This is a genomic window from Nocardia vulneris (assembly GCF_001613425.1).
Classification (GTDB): Bacteria; Actinomycetota; Actinomycetes; order Mycobacteriales; family Mycobacteriaceae; genus Nocardia; species Nocardia vulneris.
Genome location: NZ_BDCI01000048.1, coordinates 24,603 through 49,144, shown reverse-complemented (window position 1 = coordinate 49,144; position 24,542 = coordinate 24,603). Strand labels below are relative to the sequence as shown.

At 66.0% G+C, this 24,542-nt stretch carries 20 protein-coding genes; 11 read left to right on the top strand and 9 right to left on the bottom strand.

The window, feature by feature from the left end:
- Positions 1-477 precede the first annotated feature (477 nt).
- Positions 478-1,242: a TIGR02391 family protein gene (locus NVU01S_RS42930; RefSeq protein WP_167829448.1), complete on the top strand. Its 765-nt coding sequence runs from the start codon at positions 478-480 to the stop codon at positions 1,240-1,242.
- 410 nt (positions 1,243-1,652) lie between these two features.
- On the opposite strand, the gene NVU01S_RS38945 is transcribed toward NVU01S_RS42930, so the two are convergent.
- Both NVU01S_RS38945 and NVU01S_RS44690 read right to left on the bottom strand, forming a co-directional pair.
- Positions 1,653-2,660, bottom strand: a complete 1,008-nt coding sequence (locus NVU01S_RS38945) for a TRM11 family SAM-dependent methyltransferase (RefSeq protein WP_244467474.1) — start codon at positions 2,658-2,660, stop codon at positions 1,653-1,655.
- 77 nt (positions 2,661-2,737) lie between these two features.
- On the bottom strand, positions 2,738-3,385 hold the full coding sequence (locus tag NVU01S_RS44690) for a hypothetical protein (protein ID WP_052281208.1): 648 nt from the start codon (positions 3,383-3,385) through the stop codon (positions 2,738-2,740).
- Positions 3,386-3,769: 384 nt separating this feature from the next.
- Here NVU01S_RS44690 and NVU01S_RS38935 point away from each other — a divergent pair, with 384 nt between their 5' ends.
- From NVU01S_RS38935 to NVU01S_RS43875, 10 genes are all read left to right on the top strand, one after another.
- Positions 3,770-4,702, top strand: coding sequence for a hypothetical protein (locus NVU01S_RS38935; RefSeq protein WP_052281207.1), 933 nt, complete (start codon positions 3,770-3,772; stop codon positions 4,700-4,702).
- Positions 4,693-5,106 (top strand): pilin, encoded by a 414-nt coding sequence (locus NVU01S_RS38930; RefSeq protein ID WP_244467473.1) that lies wholly within the window; start codon positions 4,693-4,695, stop codon positions 5,104-5,106. Before NVU01S_RS38935 ends, NVU01S_RS38930 begins: the two co-directional genes overlap by 10 nt.
- A 2-nt stretch (positions 5,107-5,108) precedes the next feature.
- Positions 5,109-6,929: a TrbL/VirB6 family protein gene (locus tag NVU01S_RS38925; protein WP_483143705.1), complete on the top strand. Its 1,821-nt coding sequence runs from the start codon at positions 5,109-5,111 to the stop codon at positions 6,927-6,929.
- A gap of 17 nt (positions 6,930-6,946) precedes the next feature.
- On the top strand, positions 6,947-9,943 hold the full coding sequence (locus NVU01S_RS42920) for a TraG/VirB4 family ATPase (protein ID WP_082032367.1): 2,997 nt from the start codon (positions 6,947-6,949) through the stop codon (positions 9,941-9,943).
- Positions 9,940-12,420: a type IV secretory system conjugative DNA transfer family protein gene (locus tag NVU01S_RS38915; RefSeq protein ID WP_043679075.1), complete on the top strand. Its 2,481-nt coding sequence runs from the start codon at positions 9,940-9,942 to the stop codon at positions 12,418-12,420. Before NVU01S_RS42920 ends, NVU01S_RS38915 begins: the two co-directional genes overlap by 4 nt.
- A gap of 105 nt (positions 12,421-12,525) precedes the next feature.
- On the top strand, positions 12,526-13,491 hold the full coding sequence (locus NVU01S_RS38910; protein WP_052281205.1) for a replication-relaxation family protein: 966 nt from the start codon (positions 12,526-12,528) through the stop codon (positions 13,489-13,491).
- A 53-nt stretch (positions 13,492-13,544) separates the two neighbouring features.
- Positions 13,545-14,483, top strand: coding sequence for a C40 family peptidase (locus NVU01S_RS38905; protein ID WP_244467472.1), 939 nt, complete (start codon positions 13,545-13,547; stop codon positions 14,481-14,483).
- Between the two features lie 40 nt (positions 14,484-14,523).
- Entirely contained in the window at positions 14,524-14,736 is a 213-nt protein-coding gene (locus NVU01S_RS38900; protein WP_043679066.1) for a hypothetical protein, read from the top strand.
- A 403-nt stretch (positions 14,737-15,139) separates the two neighbouring features.
- Positions 15,140-15,778, top strand: a complete 639-nt coding sequence (locus tag NVU01S_RS38895) for a hypothetical protein (RefSeq protein ID WP_043679063.1) — start codon at positions 15,140-15,142, stop codon at positions 15,776-15,778.
- Positions 15,779-16,353: 575 nt separating this feature from the next.
- The gene (locus NVU01S_RS43875) at positions 16,354-16,695 is read left to right on the top strand and encodes a hypothetical protein (protein ID WP_156161886.1); all 342 of its coding nucleotides are present in this window, start codon (positions 16,354-16,356) and stop codon (positions 16,693-16,695) included.
- A 223-nt stretch (positions 16,696-16,918) separates the two neighbouring features.
- Here the strand turns inward: NVU01S_RS43875 and NVU01S_RS43870 are convergent, their stop codons facing one another.
- The 7 genes from NVU01S_RS43870 to NVU01S_RS38865 form a co-directional block, all read right to left on the bottom strand.
- Positions 16,919-17,602 (bottom strand): hypothetical protein, encoded by a 684-nt coding sequence (locus tag NVU01S_RS43870; protein ID WP_156161885.1) that lies wholly within the window; start codon positions 17,600-17,602, stop codon positions 16,919-16,921.
- Positions 17,603-17,630: 28 nt separating this feature from the next.
- Positions 17,631-18,203: a hypothetical protein gene (locus NVU01S_RS38885; protein ID WP_156161884.1), complete on the bottom strand. Its 573-nt coding sequence runs from the start codon at positions 18,201-18,203 to the stop codon at positions 17,631-17,633.
- The gene (locus tag NVU01S_RS38880) at positions 18,200-19,462 is read right to left on the bottom strand and encodes a hypothetical protein (protein WP_043679054.1); all 1,263 of its coding nucleotides are present in this window, start codon (positions 19,460-19,462) and stop codon (positions 18,200-18,202) included. The genes NVU01S_RS38885 and NVU01S_RS38880 overlap by 4 nt, the downstream gene beginning before the upstream one ends.
- On the bottom strand, positions 19,459-19,974 hold the full coding sequence (locus tag NVU01S_RS43865; protein WP_156161883.1) for a hypothetical protein: 516 nt from the start codon (positions 19,972-19,974) through the stop codon (positions 19,459-19,461). Before NVU01S_RS43865 ends, NVU01S_RS38880 begins: the two co-directional genes overlap by 4 nt.
- 17 nt (positions 19,975-19,991) lie before the next feature.
- Positions 19,992-20,618: a DUF2339 domain-containing protein gene (locus NVU01S_RS38875; RefSeq protein ID WP_052281204.1), complete on the bottom strand. Its 627-nt coding sequence runs from the start codon at positions 20,616-20,618 to the stop codon at positions 19,992-19,994.
- 503 nt (positions 20,619-21,121) lie between these two features.
- Positions 21,122-22,393 carry a cutinase family protein gene (locus tag NVU01S_RS38870; RefSeq protein WP_043679051.1) on the bottom strand — a complete coding sequence of 424 codons (1,272 nt, stop codon included), beginning with the start codon at positions 22,391-22,393 and terminating at the stop codon, positions 21,122-21,124.
- A 488-nt stretch (positions 22,394-22,881) separates the two neighbouring features.
- Complete coding sequence (locus tag NVU01S_RS38865) at positions 22,882-24,489, bottom strand: VWA domain-containing protein (protein WP_244467471.1); 1,608 nt, start codon at positions 24,487-24,489, stop codon at positions 22,882-22,884.
- Between the last annotated feature and the right edge of the window lie 53 nt (positions 24,490-24,542).

The following is a 24,542-nucleotide window of genomic DNA, read 5'->3' as shown; positions in this document are numbered from 1 at the left end:
CTAGATCTCCTGTGACACAGGGGATTTCAGAGTCGACGGTATAATTCGGCGGATATCGTCGGCGTATCGAAAATCTCATACGCGCTGACAACGATCGCCGCCGACAATGCCTGCTGCGACGCAGAGCCCGTGGGGCGGCGGTGTCCCTGGTGCCCTGACCAACCCGCAATCGAAGGCCGCCCCCAAGAACTTCGCTTGCGCCATCGAAAACAAGCAGCGACGCAGCCGCTTCGTGGACGAGCGCCGAATCGGTCACTGACTGACTTCAGTCAGCACGAGTGAGCGATAATGCCGCTGATCGCGCTGAGCGATCCGGCCAAGCCGCAGCAGGCCGAACGCACTCTCCTGCCAATATGTGGACCTCGGCCTGGTCGGAACCAAGCTCTGGATGGCTGGTCGAGGGAGTCTCTATAGCCCAGGTAGCCCTCTGTGAAACCGGATCGATTCCTTACCTTGCGGTATGTGATTATGGCGGACGTGAATCTGAACGGCGTCAACGTCGAGTGGGTACGCACGAGACTGAGGGAATTTGTCGACCGGGCCAGCCCGGTCATCCAACGTCCAGCATCGACGATGCGGGGCCGGGATACCTTCCTGCCAGCATGTGGTCGAGATACGGCTATTGAGCTGGCAGAACCGATACGCCAAATCTTAGACAAGCTCTACCCCGAGTGGCAGTCAGCTCTGCTTCCCTCCAGCAAGTTCGAGTTCACTCAGGAGCGGGAAGGTGCTCAGCGCCTTCTGGCTCGTCTGGAGAGCTACGACGAGGTGATGGAAAACCTTGGCGGCAGCGACCTTTCACCGCAGATCAATGCCTCGGGGTTGCATCCACTGGTCTGGCAGGCCGCATCAGCGCAATGGGCGACGGGCCACCGCCACGAAGCGGTGCTCGCTGCGGCGAAAGCAGTGAATTCCATGCTGCAGGCCAAGCTTTCGCGCCGGGACGTCTCCGAGCTGGACTTGGTCAAGCAGGCGTTCACCGAGAAGGCCCCGGAGGTCGGCAAGCCCCGCCTTCGATACGACGAATTCAGCAGTGATCAGACGGCCGAGTCGATGCGACGGGGCGTCATGGAGTTCGGTTCGGGATGCTTCAGCGCGATCCGGAACCCGCTGGGGCATCTGCCGAACGACGAGATCGAACTGACCGAGCACACCGCGCTGGAACGCCTGTGTGCCTTCAGCTTGTTCGCTCGATTCATCGAAGACGCCCAGCTGCTGGTGGCCGAAGGCCCGGACACCTGATCGACGGGTCTTCCGAATCAGTTGGCTGACAGCATGCCCAACGCACGCGAATGTCGATGAGCGCGCATCGTTCCCACGAGCGCTATCCAAAGGCGGTCGCCCGACCTGCTGGACACCTGCATACTCTGATTTGAACTTCTCTGACATCGAGCCAATGCCGAAGCTGCACATCGGCCGCTAGATGCGGGCGATGATCGTCCCGCCGCCCGGTAGGCGTCGGCGAGGTTGTTGCGGGAGGCCAGGTGGTCGGGTCCGAGAATTCGTTCGTTGCGCTTGCAGAGGGAACCCTCGCCCTCATCCGATACCTCGAAACATATGCCGAGACCAGGGCTTCTAGACGCCACCACTCGTGCTTGAGTCGGAGTTCAGACAGTAACTACACGCTCGATGCTAACTAAAACGCCCGAGGGCTACGCCGCCTTATCGTCGGGATCTTCGCAGATGCGGGTGTCATCCCCTGCTCGCAACGCCTGACCACGGGATTGGCCATGGTCGCAGAAGTGCTTGAGCGCGAGAGTACTTCGGGATGTTGCTGGCTGCCGGAAGATCAGAACGTCCTCGTGTGCGATGAGGTGGACAGGCAGGCCCGCGTCGCGGTTTTTGGTGATGAAGTCGCGTTGGAAGAAGCTGCTGCGGGCGATCAGGTCCCCATCGGCAAGGCGGCCCAGGAGTGCGGCGCAACGTTCGACGGGTTCGAGTCCTGCGAGGGTGGCGCAGGTGATGATGTGGGCGGGTAGGTCGATCAGTTCGGCGTGCTGCCGCCAGGGGCGTGCGGTGACGACGACGTGCCCGCCGGGGCGCAGGAACGTGGCGGTGCTGGTGAGGATGCGGGTGAATCCGGTCAGCAGTCGGGCGAGTCCGAGGTTGGCTAGGTTGCCGCGGTCGAGGGTGTGCCCGTAGCGGTGGTTGTATTTGTGAACCTTCGTGCCGGGACCGGTCCTGACCTGACCGTGGGTGGAGTCTCCGTACGGGGGTGAGGTAATAACCAGATCGACTGCGCCTCGGTAGGTCTGGGGTAGCAGCCGTTCCAAGGTGCGGGCGTCGCCGGTGAAAACCTCTGCATTGCGGTCGTTTCCCGTGTTTCGTGCGGCGTCGAGATTGGCCCGGGCGATCTCGGCCCAGCGGGTTTCGTACTCGACGCCGACTGCGTCACGGCCGGAGTTGATGGCTTCGAGCAGGGTGGTACCGATACCGCACATCGGGTCAAGGACCAGATCGCCGGGGCCAGTGTAGTGGTCGATGGCGTGGGCGGCGATGGCAGGCAGCATCTTCGCCGGATGCGGTGTGCTGTCGGGCAGGTATCGGCGTGCACGTTGCGCGGTAGAGGACACCTGGGCGGTCGCCCATACGGACACCGGCACACCGGCTACATGGGTGCCGGAGTACGACATCGGGTGGGGGTCTGGAATGGCGTTCACGGGAATGCCTTTCACTCGGGGCCGGGAATAGATCGCGGCGGATCGGCTTGGGCAGAGCGATCCGTCGCACCTGGTATCTAGGCGGAGGGCCGCTCCGCGGCCTGGGCGCTGGGTTGCAGGAACACCAGGACATCGACGTGGACGATTCGATGGGCCTGCACGCCACGCTGGGGGCCGGACCCGGCGGGCAGGGCCGGGGTGATGGCGTCGCGGTCGACGGGGGCGGTGATGATGTGCTGGAGGTAGAGCAGATCGGCCGATTGTGCGGCGGTCACGATCGCGCCGGTCGGGTCGCACAGCAGCCCGCGCCGGGTGTGGGTGGCCAGGGCAGAAACGACCAGCAGTCCACCTGCACGCAGCCGGGTGGCGGCCCATTCGGTTGTGGCGTGCAGGTGCGCGGGATCGGTATGACCGCGCGCGAGGTCGGTCACGATCAGATCCGCGGTACTCGCATCGGTGATCTCGGCATGCAGGTCGGTCAGAGCACGGTCGGTCTCGCCGGCTTCGACGACGGTCATCACCGCAGCACCCGATCCGGGCGTCGCGGTGTTGAGCGGCAACAGGATCACTCGGTCACCGAGCCGGCTGAACTCGTGCAGCGCTCGCACCAGTATCGGGCGGGGCCACGGCTGGGTGAGGTCGAGCGGGTCGGGCCCGGCTGACCACAGCGTCGCCGGGACCGGCGGGCGGGTACGCGCCGAGCGCGCGGGCTGCTGAGAAACCATTCGGTGCTCCTCGGAGTCGGGGCAGTGCGTGCACTGGTTCACTCCGAACCCCGACCGCATTTCCGACATCACCCCCACGCGAATTCCGTGCCGCCCGCTCGGGGCTTTGCGCCCACAGAACTTTCTGCCGAATCTTCTCCTCTGTTCGTGGCGGTGCGGGCTGGCTTGGGGCGGTCCGCCACCGAAACGCCACCGCCCTGCTCGCGGCAGCCTTTTCGCCGGACGTGCCGCCACTGCCGCGGGCGTGCGCTACCGCGCGTTGTGGCGGGCGCGGAAGTTGGTTGGAGGTCGTTTGGAAGTCGATCGGTGGCGTTTTGGTGGCGGCGAGTTTGTGTCCTGGCGAGGTCGGAATTTTCCCCTTTCGGATGCCAGGAGTTGATCGTCATGAATGCACAGCAGCGCAGTCGTCACCGCTCGAATTCCTCACCGCTGGCCGCGGTACGAACCGCTTTCACCGCTCTGGCCGATCAGCCAGTCGAACTCGCGCCCGAGCTGCGAGCAGGGTTCGAGCAGCCGGTTCCGACGTGGGGCCGGTTGCGAGAGCTCGTATGTGATCCGGGATTGCCGATCGTCACGGTCGATGCGGTCTGGCGGTGGTTGATCGTCGGTGCCCGGCGTGATGATCGCGACGCGAGGCTGGTGTGTGCGGGGATGGCTTTGCCGATGTTGGCCGGACTCGCTCACCGGTTCCGGCTGCACGGTCGCGCCGATGCCGAGTCCGCGGTGCTGGCCGGGTTCTTCGGTGAGCTGGCCCGCATCGACCTCGACCGCCCGTATTTGGTGGCCCGGCTGCGGTGGGCGGCCTACCGCAGCGCCCACGGATGGGCGCAGCAGGCACGTTGCGCGCCGATACCCGACGATGAACTCGACACCGCGGGCCATGGACGCGGGCATCGCCCGATCGGATCCGCACCGGCAGGTCATCCGGAGCTGCTGCTGGGCGAGGCGGTTGCCGGCGGGGTGATCTCGGCGTTCGCCGCGGAGTTGATCGCCTCGACTCGCCTCGAGCATCGAAGCCTGGCCTCGGTCGCGCTCGAACGTGGCGACTCCTACGACCGGCTGCAGCAGGCCCGCCTGCGCGCTGAACGCAAACTCACCGCCTGGTTGCAAGCCCGCGCGGCCGAACTCGATCCGGCACGCACCAGCACTACCGAAGCCGCAGCGCTGTCCGCGGTCACGCTCGACCCGGCGCGTGCGCACCGAAATCGCGCGCCGGTGTCGAAAACGCGGCGTGATCCCGGAGTGGTGAGTCAGAGACGGTTTCCTGCCGTCCCCGCTGACCCGGCTCACACGGAGGATTCCCGACGATGCGCCTGACCACATGTTTCCCCGCCCCCGCACACTCCGTTGGTCGCGTACGTGCTCGACGGCATTGGCCGATCCGGATGGTCGTGGTCGCCGCCACTGCTGTCGCCTGTGTGGTGTCGATGGCGGGTTCGATGGCGGGTTCGGCTGCCGCCCAACCGCTCACCCAGGTACTGGCGGTAGCCGGGTCAATTGATGAGGTCCTCAACAACATTCGCAATTGGCTCGTCGGGATTCTCGCTGTGCTGGCGACGGTCTGCCTCACCATCGCCGGTGCCCGATACCAGATCGGTGGCTCCGATCCCGGGGAGATCGAAAAGGCGAAGATCGCGTTCAAGGCCGCGTGTGTTGGCTATGTGCTGGCGATGCTGGCGCCGGTCATCGTCGCGGTCCTCAAATCGATCGTGGGCGACTGAGCATGCCCGCCCCTGCTCTGACACGGATCGGGCCAGTGGGCCGCAAGAGTGGCCCAGCACTGGTCATGTTCGTTGCGATCGCGGCAATGCTGCTGTGCGGCATCGGGACCGGCGCCGCGGACCCACCACCGACGAACTCACCGGTGCCCGCCCCACCGACCGCTGCGACTCCGGCGGTGCCACCTTCGTTGTCGATTCCACCGTCGGCGGTGCCGGGCCCTGCCCGACCCTCGACACCTTCGGTGCCGAGCACACCGTCGACACCCGTGCCCGCAGGTTCGACAGATGCCGATCCGGACTGCGGTGTGCGCAATATCAGCGGGTGTGTGGCCGCAGCCATCGATGGGTTCTTCCGCCGGTTGGTGGATTCGGCGCTCAACCCGCTGCTAGAGCTGCTGTCGGCGACGCTGCTCACCACACCCGAACCGTTGGACCTTCCCCGCGTTGCACAGCTGTGGGACTCCTCGTGGCAACTGGTCACCGCGAGCTACGCGCTGGTGATCATGGCCGCCGGAGTCCTATTGATGATGTACGAGACTTTGCAAAACCGTTGGGGCTTAACGCAATTACTACCGAGAATCGTGGCCGGTTTTATCGCCGGTGCGATGAGCATGCTGGTGGCGACCTACGCGGTGCGGTTGGCCAACGCGATGGCCGGTGCTGTGGCCGGGGACGGAGTTGATCCGGATTCGGCCACAGCCACCCTGCGCGAGCTCGTCACCACCAACACCACCGGTGGGCCGGTGTTCGCCTTGCTGTTGTCGACCGCGCTGGTGGTGTTGATCGCGGTGCTGCTGGTGACCTACGTGGTACGCGTGTCGGTCACGATCGTGTTGATCGTGGCGGCCCCCTTGGCATTGATGTGTCACGGCCTGCCGATGCTCGAGCCAATCGCACGCTGGTGGTGGCGGGCCTTCGGTGCGTGCCTTGCAATCCAGGTCGTGCAATCACTGACCCTGGTCACCGCGGCGCGAGTGTTGTTGTCCCCAGACGGATTCCCCGCCTTCGGCACACCCGACCGCGACGGTCTGGTCGATCTCATCGTCGCTTTGGCGTTGGTGGGAATGTTGGTCAAGATCCCGTTCTGGCTGCTGTCCGCCTGCAAAATCAACCCCACTCGGTCCCTGCCCGCCACGGTTGTGCGCAGCTACCTGGCCTACAAGACGTTGAGCCTGCTCAAGGGCACGAACACATCCACCCGCCACCACACCCCGGCTACCCACCACCTCGCTCCAGCCCGCCGACACTCACCCCGCATACCGGCTGCCGCAGCGGACCCGTACACGCGCGCCCGCCCCGGCCGCGACGGGCAGATGATGCTGCCCCTCGAAGGGGTAAGACGTATCCCGCGCCACACCCTGGCCTCGACCTCAGCCCCCGAAATCACCACCAGCACAAGGACACCGGCGGCTGGGCGGGGCCGACAGTTGCAGTTCGACTTCCGCGAGCCTGACCCGTACAAGGGTGTGCGCCCGCTGCGCGGCGGACAGTACCCGCTGCCGATCGAGGTGCGCCGAGTTCCCCCGGTCCCGGCGAGACCGAGCACCGCGCCCGCGGTCTCGCCGGCCTCCACACGAGCACAGGTCGGCGGGGGGCGCCAGCTCGCGTTCGAGTTCACCCCGCCCGATCCCTATGCCCGCATCCGGCCGGGTCGCGGCGGGCAATACCCGCTGCCGATCGAAACCCGCCGCACTCCCGCTCCTCCGCCCCCGCCCCCGCCACCGCCGACCGCTGGCCCGCCCCCGCCACGGCGGCCGGTGCGGCAGCTGCACCTGCCGCTCCCAGATCTGCCGCTTCGCCGCCGGAAGCCACGCAAGAAGTAGAAGGGACGCACCTCGCCATGTCTGCTCCGATTCGTATCCCCGCCGATGTCGATCGCCCTGACCGGTTGCTCGGCCCGTTCACCGCCCGGCAATTGGTCATCCTGGCCGTCACCGCCCTCACGCTGTATCTGGTGTGGGTGGCGACCCGCACTCTGGTCGCCGCACCGGTGTTCGTGGGGTGTGCGGTACCGATCGGCACGGTCGTGACGGTTCTGGTGCTGTCCACCCGTGACGGGCTCTGTCTCGACCAACTGCTGATCGCCGCGATAGTCCACCGGCTACGCCCCCAGCACCTCTCGACAGCACCCGAGGGAATACATCCGGTTCCACGCTGGCTCACCCGTTGCACCCGTGGCGGCAAACCTGTTGTTCCACAACCTTTATCGGCGAGCGATGTGCATCTTCCCGAGAGTGTGAGCGCCGGGTCGACGGATATCGGAGTGGTCGACCTCGGCGCCGACGGGCTCGCGGTGATCGCGGCGGCGGGCACCATCAACCTCACGCTGCGAACTCCGGCCGAGCAGGACAGTCTCGTCGCGCAGTTGGGTGGCTGGCTGCATTCGTTGCGTCAGCCGGTGCAGATCCTTATCCGCACAACACGTTTGGACCTATCCGGCCACATCGACGCGTTGCACACCCGCGCTCGCGACATGTCGCCCGAACTCGCCGCCACCGCGGTCGAACACGCCGAGCATCTGACCGATCTCGACCGTGACGCACAACTGCTTCGCCGCCAGGTCCTGCTCGTGTGGCGCGAACCGCTCGATGTCGCGGCCATCCCCACTACCGGACTCGGTGCGCCCACTCCGGCGACGATGCTGAGCCGACTGCTCGCCGGTCGCCGACGCGCCCAGCGCCAACTCAGCCTTGCCGCGCGTCGTGCCGCCGAAGCACGGCTGCAACGCCGCCTGAACGAGGCCCGCGAGCTGCTGGGCCCACTCGGGATCACCGTCACCGCCCTCGACGACATCCAAGCCGCCGCCGTGCTCACCACCGCCACCAATCCCGCCCGGCTGATCCCGGCCGCCGCCGACACCGCCGCGCCGAATGCGGTCATCACCGCTGACGCCGAAATTGCCGACTATCTCGCTTCAGATGCCGATGACGCAGACGACAACCCCCACAGCGCCGCTCGGGTTCACGGGTGGGGTGGGTTGCGACGCAACCGATCCCGCACGAGTTCCGCTGCCGGGTTCGTGCCGGAGTCATTGACGGTCGGGGCACGTCACGTTGAAGCGGGATCAGACTACGCGGCCACCCTCGCGGTGATCGGGTATCCGCGCGAGGTGGCTCCGGCGTGGGTGTCGCCACTGTTGAGCCATCCCGGCCGGGTGGATGTGGCCTTGCACATCGAGCCGGTCGATCCGGTGAGCGCCGCGGCCGGACTCGCCCGCCAGCTCGCTCGCCTCGAGGCTGCCCGCCGTCACAGCGCCGTCGAGGGCCGCTTGGCCGACGCCCGCGTCGAAGTCGCCGCCGAGGACGCCGCGGACCTGTCGGCCTCGATCGCGCGGGGAGAAGGCCGGCTGTTCCGGGTCGGGGTATATCTCACCGTCCACGCCGACAGCACCGAAGAACTCGCCGAAGAGGTCGCCGCTGTACGGACTTTGGCGGCGAGCCTGCTCATCGATGCCCGCCCTGTCACCTACCGCGCGCTGGGCGGGTGGGTCGCTACCCTGCCGTTGGGACTGGATGTGGTGCGGATGCGCCGCAGCTTCGACACCACCGCACTGGCGGCGGCTTTCCCGTTCGATTCCCCGCAACTGCCTGCCACCGACCCTGCCGCCCTGTCCAGCCCCGACGGAGTCCTCTACGGACGCGACGCCGCAGCGGGACTGTTGTTCTGGGATCGTTTCGGCGAGCACGTCGACAACCACAATGCCGTCGTGCTGGGCCGAAGTGGTTCAGGCAAAAGCTATCTCGTCAAAGCCGAGATCCTGCGCTCACTGTATCGCGGGGTCGAAACCGTCGTCATCGACCCCGAAGACGAGTACCGGCGCCTGAGTGAGGCCGTCGGCGGCACCTACATCCACCTCGGTGCTCCCGGAGTCCGGCTCAACCCCTTCGATCTGGAAGTCCACACCCGCGCCGATGGAAAGCGCAGCGCCCCCGCCGACGCGCTGACTCGACGTAAATTGTTCGCCCACACTGTGTTCCAGGTACTACTCGGTGCGCAGACCCCCGCCCAGCGAGCCACCCTCGACACCGCGGTCTCGGCCGCCTACACCGCCGCCGGAGTCAGCGAAGACCCCACCACCTGGACCCGTCCCGCCCCCACCCTCGCGATGGTGCGCGAGCAGCTACTCGCGTGCGGGTCCAACCTCGGCACAGACCTGGCCACAGCGCTGGCCCCGTTCACCGCCGGAGGCGCATTCGCGGGCTTGTTCGACGGGCCCACCACCACCGTTCCCGATGGGGCGCTGGTGGTCTTCTCGCTGCGTGAATTACCCGAAGAGCTCAAAACCGTCGGCACCCTGCTGGCCCTCGACGCGACCTGGCGACACGTCGCCAACCCGAGCACTCGACGGCCTCGGCTGGTCGTGGTCGATGAGGCGTGGCTGCTGATGCGCCAGCCCGCCGGAGCCGAATTCCTGTACCGGGCAGCCAAATCGCTGCGCAAGCATTGGGCCGGCCTCACCGTCGCCACCCAGGACTGCGCCGACGTGCTTTCCACCGACCTCGGCAAAGCCATCGTCGCCAACGCAGCCACACAGATCCTGCTACATCAAGCCCCGCAAGCCATCACCGAGGTCGCGGCCGCGTTCGCGCTCTCCGACGGTGAGCAGCAATTCCTGCTCACCGCCGCACGCGGACACGGTCTGCTCGCGGCCGGTGCGCACCGCGCGGTATTCGCCTCACTGGCCTCGCCGAGCGAGCACGACCTCATCACCAGCGATCCCAGCGAACTCACCGGCTCCGGCGACGACCGCGATATCGAGCTCACCGACACCGCGGATACTCCCGGCGAGGACACCGACGGTGAGGACACCTTCGTCGATCTCGGCGAGGCGCCGTGACCACCGCACCGCCCGCTGAGCACGGTTGGCTCGGGCGCCTGCTCCTCGATCCCGACCATACGCTGGGCCGCCTCCTCGACGACCTCGCCCGCTCGGTGGGCGAGCCCAGCGGCGCCATGGTTGCCGGCGCCGCGGTGGGTGTGCTCGCGGCGGTGGTGCTCGCCCAGCGATATCGGCGGCGCCGGCTAACCGCGGGTGCCCGCGAGGTCATCGTGCTCACCCCGCCTGTTGTGGAGCCGGGTTCGGCCGCGGCGTTCTGGTCTCATTTGCTCGGGCTGCTGCGGCCGCGTTGGCGGCGAGTGCTGCTTGGGCAGCCGCATCTCGGGTTCGAGTACCGCGTGACCGCCGAGGCCGGGGTGTCGATCCGGCTGTGGGTGCCGCGCGCGATCCCGCCGGGATTGATCGAGCGGGCTGTGGAATCCGCGTGGCCCGGCGCACGCACCCGAGCGGCAGCGACGGCGACGCCGCCACTGCCAGAGCCCGCCAGCAGGAAGCGTCGGCTGCTGGTCGGCGGGGAGCTGCGGCTCGCCCGCAATCACGGATTGCCCATCCGCACCGACTACAGCGGTGATCTGGTTCGCGACCTGATCACCGCCGCCGCTGACCTCGACCCCGGCCAAGCCGCATGCGTGCAAGTCCTCGCCCGCCCGGTCACCAGCCACCGATTACGCCGCGCCAGCACACACCTACCCGGCCAGTCCCTCACTCTCGTCCAGACGGTGCTGCGTGATCTGCTAGACCTGCTCACCCCCGGCGCACCCGCTCGTCCCCGCTACCGTGCACGCAACGGGGACCGCCAGGCCGCCATGCAGGAAACCGCCAGCACCCGCGCTGCGGTGGCGAAAGCGCGTGGCGGGCACTGGGAAACCCGGCTGCGCTACGCCGTCACCACCACCCTCGACGAGGACGCCGACTCCGAGACCGTGGCACAGGCGCGGGCGGTGGCGCGCGGACGCGCCCATGCACTCGCCGCGGTGTTCGGGGCCTGCACCGACCTCAACTACTACCGCCGTCACCGGCACCTACGACTGGCCACGGCCTTGACCGAAAGACGGCTCGCGCGAGGCGATCTGCTCTCGATCCCTGAACTCGCCGCCATTGCGCATCTGCCCTTCGATCCCACCGTCGCCGGTGTAGCGCGGGCCGGAGCCCGCGCGCTGGCCCCCGCCACCATCATCGCCACCAGCGGCCCGCACACAAAACCACTCGGGATAGCCGACGCGGGCAGCGGCCAACGGCCGGTCGCGTTGCGCGTGGCCGATGCACGCCACCACGTGCACATCCTCGGTTCCACCGGTGTCGGCAAGTCCACCCTGCTCGCCCAACTGGTGCTGGACGACGCCACCCACCACCGCGGCGTGGTCGTCATCGACCCCAAAGGCGACCTCGTCACCGACATCCTCGACCGCCTACCCGCCCGCCACGGCGAACGAGTCGTGCTCTTCGATGCCGACTCCCCCACCCCGCCGCCATGCGTGAACCCTCTCGACACCACCCGCGGTGAGGTCGATCTGGCCGTAGACAACCTCATCGCCATCTTCGCCCGCATCTACTCTCGCCACTGGGGCCCACGCACCGACGACGTCCTGCGCACCAGCCTGCTCACCCTGTGCGCCCAGCACGACACCGCCACCCTGGCCGACCTCCCAAGACTGTTGACCGAGCCCGCGTTGCGCGCCCGACTCACCGCCACCACCACCGACCCGGTCCTGCGCGGATTCTGGCGCTCCTACGACACCCTCTCCGACGCCGGACGCGCCGAGATCATCGCCCCGCTGCTCAACAAGCTCCGCGCATTCCTACTGCGGCCCTTCGTCAAAGCCGCCCTCGCCGCTGGCCCGTCCACCGTTTCGCTGCCCGAGATCCTCGACCACGGCGGCATCTGCCTGGCACGACTGCCCAAAGGCTCCCTCGGCGAGGAAACCACCCGCCTGGTCGGATCACTGCTCGTCGCACGCACCTGGCAAGCCGCCACCAGCCGCGCCCGCACCCCCACTACCAGCCGACCCGACGCCGCCCTGGTCCTCGACGAAGCACACAACTTCCTCAACCTGTCCACCCCTGTCGAAGACATGCTCGCCGAAGCACGCGGACTACGCCTCTCGCTTGTGCTGGCGCATCAGAACCTCGCCCAACTACCGCGCGAACTACGCGACGCGGTCTCGGCCAACGCCCGCAACAAGGTCATCTTCACAGCCTCACCCGAAGACGCCCGCGAACTCTCCCGCCACACCAGCCCCTGGCTGGGCGAACACGATCTCATCCACCTAGACGCCTTCCACGCCGCCGCCCGCCTGGTCACCAACGGCCAGCAAGCTCCGCCGTTCACCCTCATCACCCAACCGCTACCTCCGCCGATTCCCGGCAACCCCCGCGGTATCCGCGCCACCACCCGCTCCCACTCCTCCACGACAGCCCCGCCCGGCCCGAGCCTGCGTTCCCCTGCCACGCCCCGTCATCACGACCCACGCCGGTAGCCACCCACCTTGTCATCCAGGAAGGAGGACCTCGTGATCGGAGATTCATTGCGACAGAAAGACCTTCGCCAAGTCGAGCATGCGGGCACGCCAGCGGGAGCGAGTGTGGGAGTACTGGTCGCACGGTTGACCGACCGTGACCGGTGGCTGCTGCGGATGCTCTACGAACATCGCGTCCTGACCAGCGAACACATTGCCGCTCTGGCCTTTCCGGCCATCGGCCTGGCCCGGCGGCGACTGCGAGAGCTCTACCGGTACGGGGTCATCGACCGGTTCCGGCCACTACGTGCCATCGGCAGCTTCCCTTACCATTACATCCTCGCCCCCGCCGGAGCCCGAGTCATCGCCGCCGAGGAAGGCATCGAACCCGCCGCCCTGCGATGGCGACACCGCGACGCCATCGCCATCGCGGTCGGCCTGCAACTCGCCCACGCCGTCGGAGTCGGCGACTGGTTCACCAGCCTCGCCGAGCACACCCGCCACCACGACGACTACAGCACCCTGCACGCCTGGTGGTCCCAGACCCGCTGCGCACGGCTGTGGGGCGATCTCGTCCGCCCCGATGCCTACGGCCGTTTCAGTGCCCACCACACCAGCATCGAGTTCTTCCTCGAATACGACCTCGCCACCGAAAACCACTCTCAACTCACCCGCAAACTTCCCGGCTACGCCAAACTCGCCGCCGCCACCACCATCACCACCCCGCTACTGATCTGGTTTCCCACCCACCAACGCGAAACAAACGCCCGCACAACACTGTTCGACGCATGGCAGGATCTTCCCGCCCCCGATACCGTGCCGATCGCCACCGCCGCCGCCGACCTGCTCGACCCCACCGGGGCGCATACGAGCCCCGCCGATCGTGTCTGGTTGCCGCTCCACGATACGACCGGCCACGACCGTGCCCGGCTACACGAACTGCCCTCCCGCTGGCCACCGGCCAGCACCACCGCACCGGGTAGCAGTGATCAGGTCGACATCGACGCCGAGGATCCGGTGCAGCCGGGGGCGACCATCATCGCGGCACCAAGCCCGGTTCCGCCTCCGAACCCGTGGCTGGCAGGGTCGTGATGTTCGCCAAAGTGGTAGGCGCGGCGGGGATTTCAGGGGTATTCACTGCGGTTGTGATCGCCGCGGTGGCCGCCACCGTCGCCATCTACGACCAATCCGGCGCACCGACCTCGAGCCCGCCCGCCGGTGGCCAAAAGACACCTAGTAGTGAAGCAGCCCAGGACATTCCGGCAGACCGGCTGGTGATCTATCGGCAGGCCGCACACGTCTGCGCGGGCTTGGACTGGTCGGTGCTGGCCGCGATCGGCAAAATCGAAACCGACCACGGCCGCTCACCCCTACCCGGAGTCCGCTCCGGGGAGAACTTCGCGGGCGCGGGCGGACCCATGCAGTTCCTTCAACCCAGCTTCGACGCCGTCATCACCCGCCACGGCAACCCACCCGGCCGAACCGGGCCGCCGTCACGCTATGACCCGGTCGACGCCGCCTACGCCGCCGCCTGGTACCTGTGCGATTCCGGCGCACCCGCCGACCTGCACGGCGCGATCTTCGCCTACAACCACGCCGACTGGTACGTCGAACAGGTCCTCGACCAAGCTGCCCGCTACACCCGCTCAACCCTCGCCGGCGAGTGCAGCCCAGGCGAGCTCGCCGGCCTCGCCGCGGCCACCGCGATCGAGTTCGCTTGCGGCCAGCTCGGGCAACCCTACGTGTGGGGAGGCAACGGCCCCGAGGTCAACGGCGGCTGGGACTGTTCAGGGTTGGTCCAGGCCGCCTACCGCACCGCAGGAATCACTCTGCCCCGCACCACCACCGAGCAATACGCGATCGGGCTCGAAGTCCCGGAGAACGAGCTGCTGCCCGGCGATCTGGTCTTCTACGGAACCCCCGCCGACATCCACCACGTCGGGCTCTACCTCGGCGCCGGGAGCATGATCCACGCCCCCACTTTCGGCATCCCAGTGCAGGTGAGCAGCTATCGCCACCCTGGCGACGACTTCTACGGTGCCACTCGCCCACCCAGCCTCACCTCCGCCGGGCTTGAGCCATGACCGGCGATCCCCTTACGCCAAATCGGAAAGGACTGCCTCGATGGGCAGCGAGATTACCGTCAGCGCGCTCGTGGACTGCGCCTCCAAACCCGCAGGCAAAGACATCGTCCACCGCATCGACCAAGTCGAAGTCCCCATCGCCGCTACTGGACAATGCCAGCACAATGACACTATCTGCCCCGAATGCTCGTGGGCATGGCAGCTGGAGTACCTCTTCGTCGAAACCCTGCCCTGGGAACGCGACACCCGATGATCTCGGCTTTGGTGCGCGCCTTCCTATCGGGCCGAAACCCTACCGCCCGCCCAGCCGCCTGCCGATCAAAGTCACCAACGCCGCCAGGCATTCGATCAGATGGTCGAAGTCGACCGCTACTTCGGCAGACAGCAACTCTCCCGCCGGGCGCCGTCGTTGTTGGCCCGTGCGGAAAGTCAGCCCGCATTGCCCAACATTCTGGGGCATCGAACGCGCCATAACACCGCGGGGCGCGCTTGTGCGACTAAATCAGTTGGCGGGCAGCGCAACCCGACCTGCAACACGCCTGTAGTCCGGGCAGTCACTATCGCTTACTCGCATCACGAACTCTGCGCCAGGGCCCCAGAATGATGAGCAGGGCCACCCGGCCGCCTTGTTCGGCAGCCGTGGACAATCGGTTGGTATGAGCCTGGATTGGACCAACGTGTCAGTTGCCGCCATCACCGCGGCGGGCACGCTCAGCGGAGGTATCGCCACACAGCTCTACGCCCTGCGCGCCAAGCGGATTGATAACCAGCTCCAGCGTGAACTACGCGCCGAAGAACTACGCGAGCTTGCCGTTAAGGAGGCCTCAGATGAGAAGCGGGCAGCGTATGCCGCCCTCAACACTTCGGCACACTACTTCCGCACCGCGGCCCGCCGATACCTTGCCGAGAGAGCGGGCACAGCCCCTGAGCCCGAGAAGTTTCACAACGCGTGGGAAGCGTTGCGCGACAGCTACGCACGTTCTCAGATGGTCTTGTCCGACGACGCGCTTGTCATCGCGTCTGAAGTCAGCCGTTGCATGGATGCTGGCCGCCAAGCAGTCATCGACGCCGATACGGCTGCGCCTGCACGAATCGCTGAGCTCGAGCAATACCTCAACGAGACACTGGGTTTCGCTGTGCGCCTCTTGCGGCGGGCGCTCCGCGAGGATCTGGGGATCCGTGCCGCTTACGACGTCAACCTCGATGAGCGCTGTCAAGCGCTCAAGGAAAAACGGCATCAACTGTTCGGTCTGAGCAGCCCTCAAGAAGTCGACGAACTTCCGTCCCACCCTTAGGAAGGACCGCGAGCCGCACAACGATGATCTCCGGAAGAATCCGGTAGTCACAACAGATCCAGTGACTTCACCGGAAGGAAATAGCTGAGTCCTCAGCGTTGTCTCCATAGCAGTCGGCTCAACAGCGAACGCATTCGCGCGGTTTACCAGCGAACGTGCCCGGATGGTGAGTAGGTCCGGGCACGTTCGCGGGATCGCCGCCGGGTACCCGCCGCGGCTCAAGCTGTGACTAGTCGACGGGTTGTCGTTCGTGACAACGCGTATAGCCCTCTATCTAGTGATGCCCATCACTTTTCATGGCGAACTCGCCTCCATGCTGCGGCCTTTGCGCCCCCGCATTCCTCGTCTAACCCCCATTCCACCCCGAGGGCAATGCCATTCCACCCGAGGGGTTATACGTCTACCCCGGAGCACGAGGGCAAGTTCGCCATGGTTGTGGGCAATTTCGCCGTGTCGGGATCGCATGACCATTTTTACTCCGGGGTAGGTGATACGACTAAACCCTCCGAAGTACCCATTCCACCTCGGCGCCGTGGGTGTAATGACCACAGGCTGCTCCACCTTGGCATGAACCCGTGACCATGATCCAATGGCTCTGGCCTGCTTGGAGATTCAGCTACTTCAAACGGGCGCTGCCGCTACCTGAGGCAACAGGAAGCGGCAGCTGGTCCATGACAATTTCGGAATCCACGGACAGGACTATCATGCCCTCTTCAAACGCGCCCGTACAGGGCTCATCTCAGCCCGAGGATCCAGATCCTAAGACGAGCGTCCAACCGGTCGTCGCGATGGGAATCAGCCTCGCGGTAGCTGGTGCCGGTGGCTGGTTGACCGATTGGGATCAGGCAGTGGTGCTGTTCGGTAGCTGCCTGGTGTTCTTCACGAGCTTCGGACGCCAGAATCCTCCGATGCGCTGATGGTCACGGAAGTCTGGCTCTTCATCCCCTGACCAAGAAGTCTGGTGCGAGTCGAAACGCTGACTCGCACCGGATTTCAATGCGTACCATGTCACTTCAGTTCGGCGCTGCTCTCCCCGAGCACGCGTCGATCCAGGATCAGCTGCTGGATCTACTTAGTGCGCTAAACGATGCCGAGAATCCTGCGACTAGCATGCCCGTTGAGCTGGTCGAAGAACCCTCGCTAGTTCTCGGTCAATCTGGGCGTTTCCTGGCCTCCCACGGCCTGTGGACGGCCTGACGCGCTGACCTCGCTATTGCGCGGTTCTTCGGCTGCCGGGGGCCATCCGTTCGATTTGTCGCTGCCTCGGTGCCATCGAACTTCTGGACGAAGTTGCCTGCGCGTCGTTTCGGACAACGCTGTTGTCCCGGCAAGGAAGGCGTCGCGAGCGTTATCGACTTCAGCCTCGTCGGGCACTTCTCCGGTTTCGAGGGATTCAACGGATCGAGCAGCGAGAGCTTCTATCGCGGACACGCCGTTGGCGTAGGCATTGAGTGCTCGCGCAATCGGCACGTCCTCGATTACGAGGTACGCGTTCTGGAGGGCCGACAAGTAGGAGACGCGGCTGCTGGATGTATCCAATGCCTCGGTGATAGAACGATGAGCGGTCAGTCGTTCGTGGTCGTTTGCAGCGATATGTCGTATGGCATCCTGCGCGCTTCGCCTCATTAACGTGGTCATGGCTGAGAAATACTCACTGCCTCGTGCCAGTACATCTGCTATGGCAGTGCGCTGCAGGTCCCGTAGGCGGTTCCGCTGATCGAACCTGAACAGGCCCCGGCCGAGAAAGTACGTCAGAATGCCGCCGGTGAGTGTGCCCAGGACGCCGATTCCCGAAGCGACAAGTGGTATCCAGACAGGTGTCATCGGTCTATCTTGCCGCGAAGCACCGTCTTCAGCGCAGAGGTTCGTTGTCTGCCCGGCGACTCCACCTCCCTCTCTGGTCCCCGTCGAAGTCCATGGGTAGCTGACCGCCGCGCGGATCCTGTTCACTTTTGGGAAACCCCCCATGGACGCCGCGGGCGGGTAGCCGCCAGCGCGTACGGCCATTTCCGGCTGGGGTGTCATCGAGGTTGGTCGTGCAGGCTACGATCGCCCGTGCCGCCTCGTCCAGCGTAGGGTAGTGCGTGCCCGTCAGCGGGCCCGAGATGATGAAGACGGCGCTTGTGCGCGGGTCGAGCATGGCATTAGTGCGCACGCGGTTGTAGATCGCGAATATTGGCACCGCGCAAAGATCTTCGGATGTGCTGGTGGTGATCAATCGGATCGCGTCGACGGCAATAGCGAGCCACAGCTCGACGCTGTCGGAACTGTGTTCGCTCAAGCAGAACACGCGATGTAACGCATCAGCTAGCGTGACAGGTGGCGGGTTCGACTGCTGGACAGCAATTCTGGTGATCGCTGAGGGCTCGCTACTGGTGATAATTGCCCGAATACTGTTGGTGTTTGGTCCTTTTCGGGTGTTCATGACCGACCACTCGTGAGGTGCAGCAGGACTGTCCACCGGCCTGAGCCGATGTCGGTGTGTGCGGTGGTTGTGACCTCGTCGAGTTCGGCGGTAATTTCGCTGCCGGGGTGCCGCGCCCATGCCAGGGCGCGTTGTTCGGCTTCCGTGGCGCTGGCGGCGTCGATAGCGACCACGACGATCGGGTCGGATTCGGGGTAGTGGCGAATCCGTTCGACGTGCCAGCAGTCGCTGGGCACGTCGGGCAGTTCACCGCCGACAGTGGCGCGCCGAGCCGGGAGCGTATTCATGGCGGCCATCTTGGCGGCGGCCTGGTTGTAGAAGATGCGGCCGTCGGGTAGCAGCAGCCCGCCGTCTTCGGTGATGGTCGCGCTGACACCGGTTCCACTGTCTACGCGGGTGCCTGGTCGCAGGATCCCGTTGTTGATCAGGTCGGCCACGCGCGCCCGGGGCGCTCGCGGGAATGGGAACCTGCCTTTGGCGAAGTCGTAGTCGAGTTGCCATGTGCGGGCGCAGATCGAGCAGATCGAGCCTTCGCGGTGGTCGCATACGCTTGGGAGGCGGACCTTGAAGGGGACTTCGCGCACCTTGTGGACCTGTTTGCCGGTGGTGGAGTCGGCGTAGGACTCATCGAGACGAGCGATGAGGATTCTGCCATTCCCCTTGCGCCTCTTCCTCTTTGAGTCCGCCGCAGGCGGGTCGGCGTCGAAGATGTCAGTGGGGACGCGGTGTTCGATCACGTCTTCGCCAGCGGTGAACCGGTACACGGTACCGGTGGTCATCCCGTTGTCGTATCCGTCGAGTTCTTCGATGGATACGGCGAGACACTGGCTGTCGGCGGCGATCACGTCCGGCGACAAGACCTTCGGGGTGGGGCGGCTGTGCTGCCAGGCCAGTGCGTATTCCGCGAGGGTGCCGCAGACCAGATTGTTGTGGTGGCGATAGACGTAGCATGGTCCCAGGCCCCGGATCGCGGCGCTGACAATTGTGCCGAGCGTGTTTGTGCCAGGGTCGCGTTTCCACTGTTGGTAGGCCACAGTGATCTCGGGGTGTCGTTCACAGAGCGTGTCGACGATGATTTGCTGCGCGCGGCGCTCATTGGCTCCCAGCCCCGCCTCGTTCTGGAGGAACACTCGCTCGAAATCGTCTTGCTGGTCGAAGAATTCGAGCGTCTGCCCAAGGTCGCTCGTGGTCTTGGCCTGGGCGGCATGACGCAGCTCGGCGAGGGCCTGATCCGCTGAGGCGCGGTTGTCGTTCGTCATCGAAGTCTCTCCTCTTTTTGGAGCGGGCACCGACGGGCAGCCGAAGCTGTGTCAGCGTTTTCGAGGCGGCCGGGGCGGCGGTCGAGCGTCCGGACTGGCGGTTCGTATTCGCTGGCCGCTATAGCGGGGGGTATGACGAAGAATCCGCCGCCGCTGTAAGTGGCGTTGTTCGCCGCGCAGGCAGTGGTGATGTGGTCGCGCCCACCGGAGGCGAATGCTGCTTTATATGAGCCGTAGGCAATCAGCAGCCAATGGTGATGGGTGCGCCCATTGCAGCCCAGCAGTTCACATGTCGCTCCGATATGGAGGGGTGCGTCGACGATGTATCCCTGTTCGGTCAGCATGGCCGCTACCGCGCCGAGACAGTCGGGCCCTGGGCCGTAGATCAGATGCGCAAAGCTGGGCATGGCGATAATCTCCCTCTGTCCATGGTGAGAAATCAGGTCTATTCCGTACGTGGAGTTGTTGGCTGTGGGTGCGTGGCATCGGATAACTGAGGTATCCGATGCCACGCATGAGCAGTCTTGCTTCACGCGGAGGCGAGGCGGAATTTCTTCGGCGCGGTCGAGGTCTGTGCTGCGACTCCGTTTGCCGTGAGTTTCATTAAGGCGTTGTGCACCGCGCCGCTGGAGCGATGGAGTTCTTTTCCGATCTGATGGGGCGTGAATTCGTCGACCGGATGTTCGCGCAGATGGTCTTCGACCTGTCCACGCAAAGCGCCCGGCGCAAGCTTGTTCGGCTTGTCGGCGGCGTCACTGTCAGCATCGGCATCGGTGGTGCCGCTGGCGGGATCGGCTGGCGTCGCTTCGGGTTCGTCGGTGCCAGGTTGAGAGTCGGCGCTGTCGTCGTCGACGGCTGGGCCGGATTCTGGGGCAGGGTCGGAGGTCTGTGGCGGTTCGATGGATTCCGTGCTGGCGGAGTCAGGCTCGTCGACGGGCGTGTCGGACCCGGTGGGGCCTGGTCCGGGATGGGTGACGGGTTCCTCTGTGCTGGCCGGGAAGGGCACCCACCGGGCGGCCGAGCGGGGATCGCTGCGCGGGAAGCGTTTGACCCGCCCCTCGGCGGACCAGCGGGCCAGTATCTTGCGAGCGGTGGATGCGCTGATTCCGGCGATGTCGGCGAGTTCAGGGGCAGTGCTGTTGTGGTTGTTTTCCACCGCAGACCACAGTGCGATTTCGTTCGGTGTGGTCGGTGTCGTGGCGGTAGGTGTGGACATGACAACTCCATTTCGGGTTAGAGGTTGGTGGGTCATGTCCCGGCCGGAACATTTGTTGGCCCTTCCGGTTGCGCTACCGGGATAGTTCCTGGGCCTCCATCTATATGGACGCTCGATACACCCGTAAATGTCAAGCCGTTTGCAAAAACAAGCCAACTGTCTTTTTTGGTTGCGTAACGAGCGATCAGCATTTCACGTCCGGAGTCTCGACGCCGCGACAACACTCGAGGGATGCACGCTGTCTATCGAGCTTCGGATTCGACAGAATTGCGTCGAGCTCACGCGTCGAGCCACAGGCGAGATCACGCAGTGGCTCGCTTCGAATTATGGACAGAAGGGCATATTGCGAAGACTCTTCCCACAAGAGAGTGTCGGCACTCGGTCTCGAAATTCGTCGAATTTCGTGATCGAGTGCCGACCGATGATCAGTGAGAGTTGAAGGTTTATCGGGCAGTGTCGATTTGGCTGGTGAGCCAGTTCAGGAGAATGGTCACAGCGTCGTGGTAGCCGGTTTGGTGGACGCCGCCGCCGTAGAAGCGTGCGGCGTCACCTCCTTCGCGTGCGAGCTCGGCGAGGGCGGCGCCGGCCTCGGGACTAGAGGGGGTAGTCGTGGTGAAAGACTGCGCGAGTCCGGCCAATTGGGCGCCGCCTTCTCCGGTGAGGGCGACCGCGGCGACGCCGGCGAGGTCGGCGGCCACGGGGATGAGCCCGATCATTTCCAGGCCCGCGCCAAGCGGGTCTCCGCTGCTGACTTTGCTCACTGCCCGCCAGGTGAGCTCTTGGGCGATACCCGCATCGCGGGCCACGCGGGCGATGTCGACGCGAGCGAGAATGTCGACGATCTGCGCGGCTGTAGCGGTGGTACCGCTCGAGTCCAGCGGTGCGGCCATCGACAGGGCTTGCGCGACCAGGTGCAGATCGACTTTGCCTGCCATGGTGACCAGTGGCTCGAATTGGGTGTTGAGGTCGCCTGCGAGCTGGTGGGCGCCAGCGATGTCGCCCGCGAGCACTCGGTTCGGCAGCTGGGCAAGGTCGTCGACGATAGTCGGGAGATTGGCGGCGAATCCGGCCAGACCGCCGAGCACGATCACGACTTGCCGTGTCACCGACGAGGCAATCAAACCCGATGCGGTCGTTGCCGCCGAGTCCGAGCTCGTGCTGTCGGTGCCGAGGGCAGCGGTGCCGGTGAACGCGCGCCCGATAGCCGAGAGTGCGGGTGAGGTTTCTGGTGAGGTCGAACAGTAGAGATCGCCTGGCGCACAATGTGTGCGGACTCGGCCGGCGAGCTCGCCGAAGTCCTCGGCCCGGGGCCCGGCGATGCCTTGGCCCGGGGCAGGCGCGCCCAGCTGGGGTGTGTCGGGATCGCGACGCGGGTCGGAGAGCAGTCCGACCGCGAGCACGCGTGCCGCGGAAATCGGACCTCGGCCGTGTCCAATCGCCGAGGTCACGTCGCCGACGATATCGGCTCCTTGGGAGTACCCGGCCAGCACGACCTGGGTTGAGTCGCACAGCCCGCCGAGCAGGCTCGTCAGGCCAGCCACTCCGCCGGATTGTGAGGCCCGGTATGGGGCGGGCGCGGCAGCGTAGGGCAGGTAGCGCACGGCGATGTCGTCGCCGTAGCGGGCGGCGAGCCCGGCACCGACACCGGCGAGCAGTCCGGCCGGTTGAGCCGAGTTCGCGGTCGCCGAAGTCTCCGAGGTCCCAGGCACGAGCACTGCTGTCCAGCGTGCGCACCCTCCGCCGCCGGGGTCAGCTCCCACCTGCCCGGCGGTGGCGGCAGTGACCACCACCGCAGCGATAGCTGCGGCCACACCAGCGGTGCAGCCGCCCTGGCCGCGCCCACCCCAACGGCGGCGAAATGACGTGTGTGCGGGGAGAGTGGAGTCGATCCCGGTGGTGCCAGTAGTGACCATGCGCGCGCTCCTCGAGTCAACCGTGGGTCCGAGTGCGGGAAGTTTTGTGTTCCGCATGAAGGGACTCCGTATTCGAGCCGCGTTTCCGACAACCAGCGCGCCGAAAGTGTCGTGCTGCCGCGAACCTCAGCACGGAAGCTGAGTGCCTACAACGAATCGCGCCTTGAGCCACCGGACAAATCCGGTGGCTCAAGGCGCGATTCGATCGGCCGGTGTTGTTTAAGCGTCGGCGACCATCGCCGCAGCCGCCTGTTCGGCGGTCGGAAAGTACTCTCCCACGGGGGTGGGGTTCAGGCGTGGCGTACGGCTTTGGTTGCGGCGCGGCCGATTTCGTGAGCGGTGGTGCCCGGGTTGGTGATCACGTGCACGGTGGTGCCCGAGAGCGGGCGGCGGTCCTCGTCGTCGGGTGTCAGCCACAGCACCGCGCATCCGGTTGCGCGCAGCCGGTCGATCCTCTTCTGCGCCTCGGTGCGGTGCTGGTCGAAGTACCAACCATCGGAAATGATCACGAGAAGGCGTGTGTTCACCGGGTGCGACAGCCCCAGCGCGCCGTCGAGTGCGTTGATGGCGTCATCGATGAAGTGGTCGCTGTCAGGGCAGGTGAATTCGGTGACCCGGTCAGGTGCGGTGCCCGGGTAGGTGATGGGCTTGACCGCAGCTCCGAATGTGACCGTCGCTGTTTGTGCGGGCATGACGGCCAGTTCGGCGGCGCGCGCGACGATCCAAGCGGCCGAGGCGACCGGCTTGGCGTACTCGCGCATTGATCCGGAGACATCACAGGCGATGCCGACGCGCAAGGGCGGGATAGGGGTCGCGCGGCGTGTGATGCGAGTGAACGGTTCGGCTGTGGGGATCGTCCCGGCGGCGCGTTGAGCTTCGCGAGCCATGGCCCCGCGCATCCTCAAGCGGCCCGGTGGCATTGCAGAGGTGGTTTTCACCATTGCCCGTTCGCGTTGGCTGCCGGTGTTAAACGCGCGAGCCAGAACCCGCGCCGCCGAGTGCTCGACGGCGGTCGGTGGCCGTGTTCTGCGCGCTGATGCTGGTTGCCTGCCGTTGCCGAACACCCGCCGCGCGATCGCCCCGGCGATTGCGGCTTGGCTGGCTTCTTCGCGCGCGGCTCGTGCGGCGACATCGGCGGGATCGTCGGAAATCTTCTGTGCAGCAACGGCATCGGCGATATTGCCGATGGTTGCGCCGATGGCAGATGACAGCATCGAGCCGGGTTCAGGGGCAGCGTGGGGGTCGGGGCCGACGATATCGAGCCAGCGTTGCCCGAGTTCGAGCATGCCCGCACCGTCCTCGTCGTCAACGGTCTGGGCTTGGGTCCAGATGGCGCGCAGTTCGGCGAGTTTGTCGGCTCCGAGGACGGACTCGATCGCAGCGGCGGCCGGGGCGCATTCGGGTGCTTCGAGGATGCCGCCGTCCACGCGCCCCAGCAGCAGCGCGGCGTTGTGAGCGGCGGCGTGCTCGGTTGCTGGGACCTGCGCGGCAGCGCCGGGTCCGCCGTTGTCGCCGATGACGATTTCGGTGGTCGCTGCGCGCAGCCAATACCGGTCCTCGGGGCGGCGGCGGATGTGGGCAGCTTCGATGCGTGATTCTTCGAGCAGCATCGCGGCCTCGACGACCGCCGGGTTCGCGACCGGTGGCGGATTCCAGCGTGAGTGCTTGGCGTGGGCGCATTCGTGGGTGAACGCTCCCCATGCGGCTGCGTAACGGGTGCGGTCGCTGTTGCGGTCCGGGCGGGCAGTATCAGGGTCGATGCCCAAATAGCTGCCGTCGATCTCGATGGCGGCACTGTGGGGCATGAATACCGCCGGGTGCCCGTGCGCCGCGCCCGGGGCGATGGTGACGATCAAGTCGTCGCGGTCAGCGATCGGCGGGGCTTGATCGGTCAGCACCGCTGACAACGCTTCCCACCCGGTCGCGGCCGGTGGCATCCCGGGCGTGGTCG

Coding starts and splice junctions, on each gene's coding strand:
- NVU01S_RS44690 (WP_052281208.1), bottom strand. CDS start 3,385: ATGGTTTCTCAGCAGCCCGCGCGCTCGGCGCGTACCCGCCCGCCGGTC.
- NVU01S_RS38935 (WP_052281207.1), top strand. CDS start 3,770: ATGAATGCACAGCAGCGCAGTCGTCACCGCTCGAATTCCTCACCGCTG.
- NVU01S_RS38930 (WP_244467473.1), top strand. CDS start 4,693: ATGCGCCTGACCACATGTTTCCCCGCCCCCGCACACTCCGTTGGTCGC.
- NVU01S_RS38925 (WP_483143705.1), top strand. CDS start 5,109: ATGCCCGCCCCTGCTCTGACACGGATCGGGCCAGTGGGCCGCAAGAGT.
- NVU01S_RS42920 (WP_082032367.1), top strand. CDS start 6,947: ATGTCTGCTCCGATTCGTATCCCCGCCGATGTCGATCGCCCTGACCGG.
- NVU01S_RS38900 (WP_043679066.1), top strand. CDS start 14,524: ATGGGCAGCGAGATTACCGTCAGCGCGCTCGTGGACTGCGCCTCCAAA.
- NVU01S_RS38895 (WP_043679063.1), top strand. CDS start 15,140: ATGAGCCTGGATTGGACCAACGTGTCAGTTGCCGCCATCACCGCGGCG.
- NVU01S_RS43870 (WP_156161885.1), bottom strand. CDS start 17,602: ATGACACCTGTCTGGATACCACTTGTCGCTTCGGGAATCGGCGTCCTG.
- NVU01S_RS38885 (WP_156161884.1), bottom strand. CDS start 18,203: ATGAACACCCGAAAAGGACCAAACACCAACAGTATTCGGGCAATTATC.
- NVU01S_RS38880 (WP_043679054.1), bottom strand. CDS start 19,462: ATGACGAACGACAACCGCGCCTCAGCGGATCAGGCCCTCGCCGAGCTG.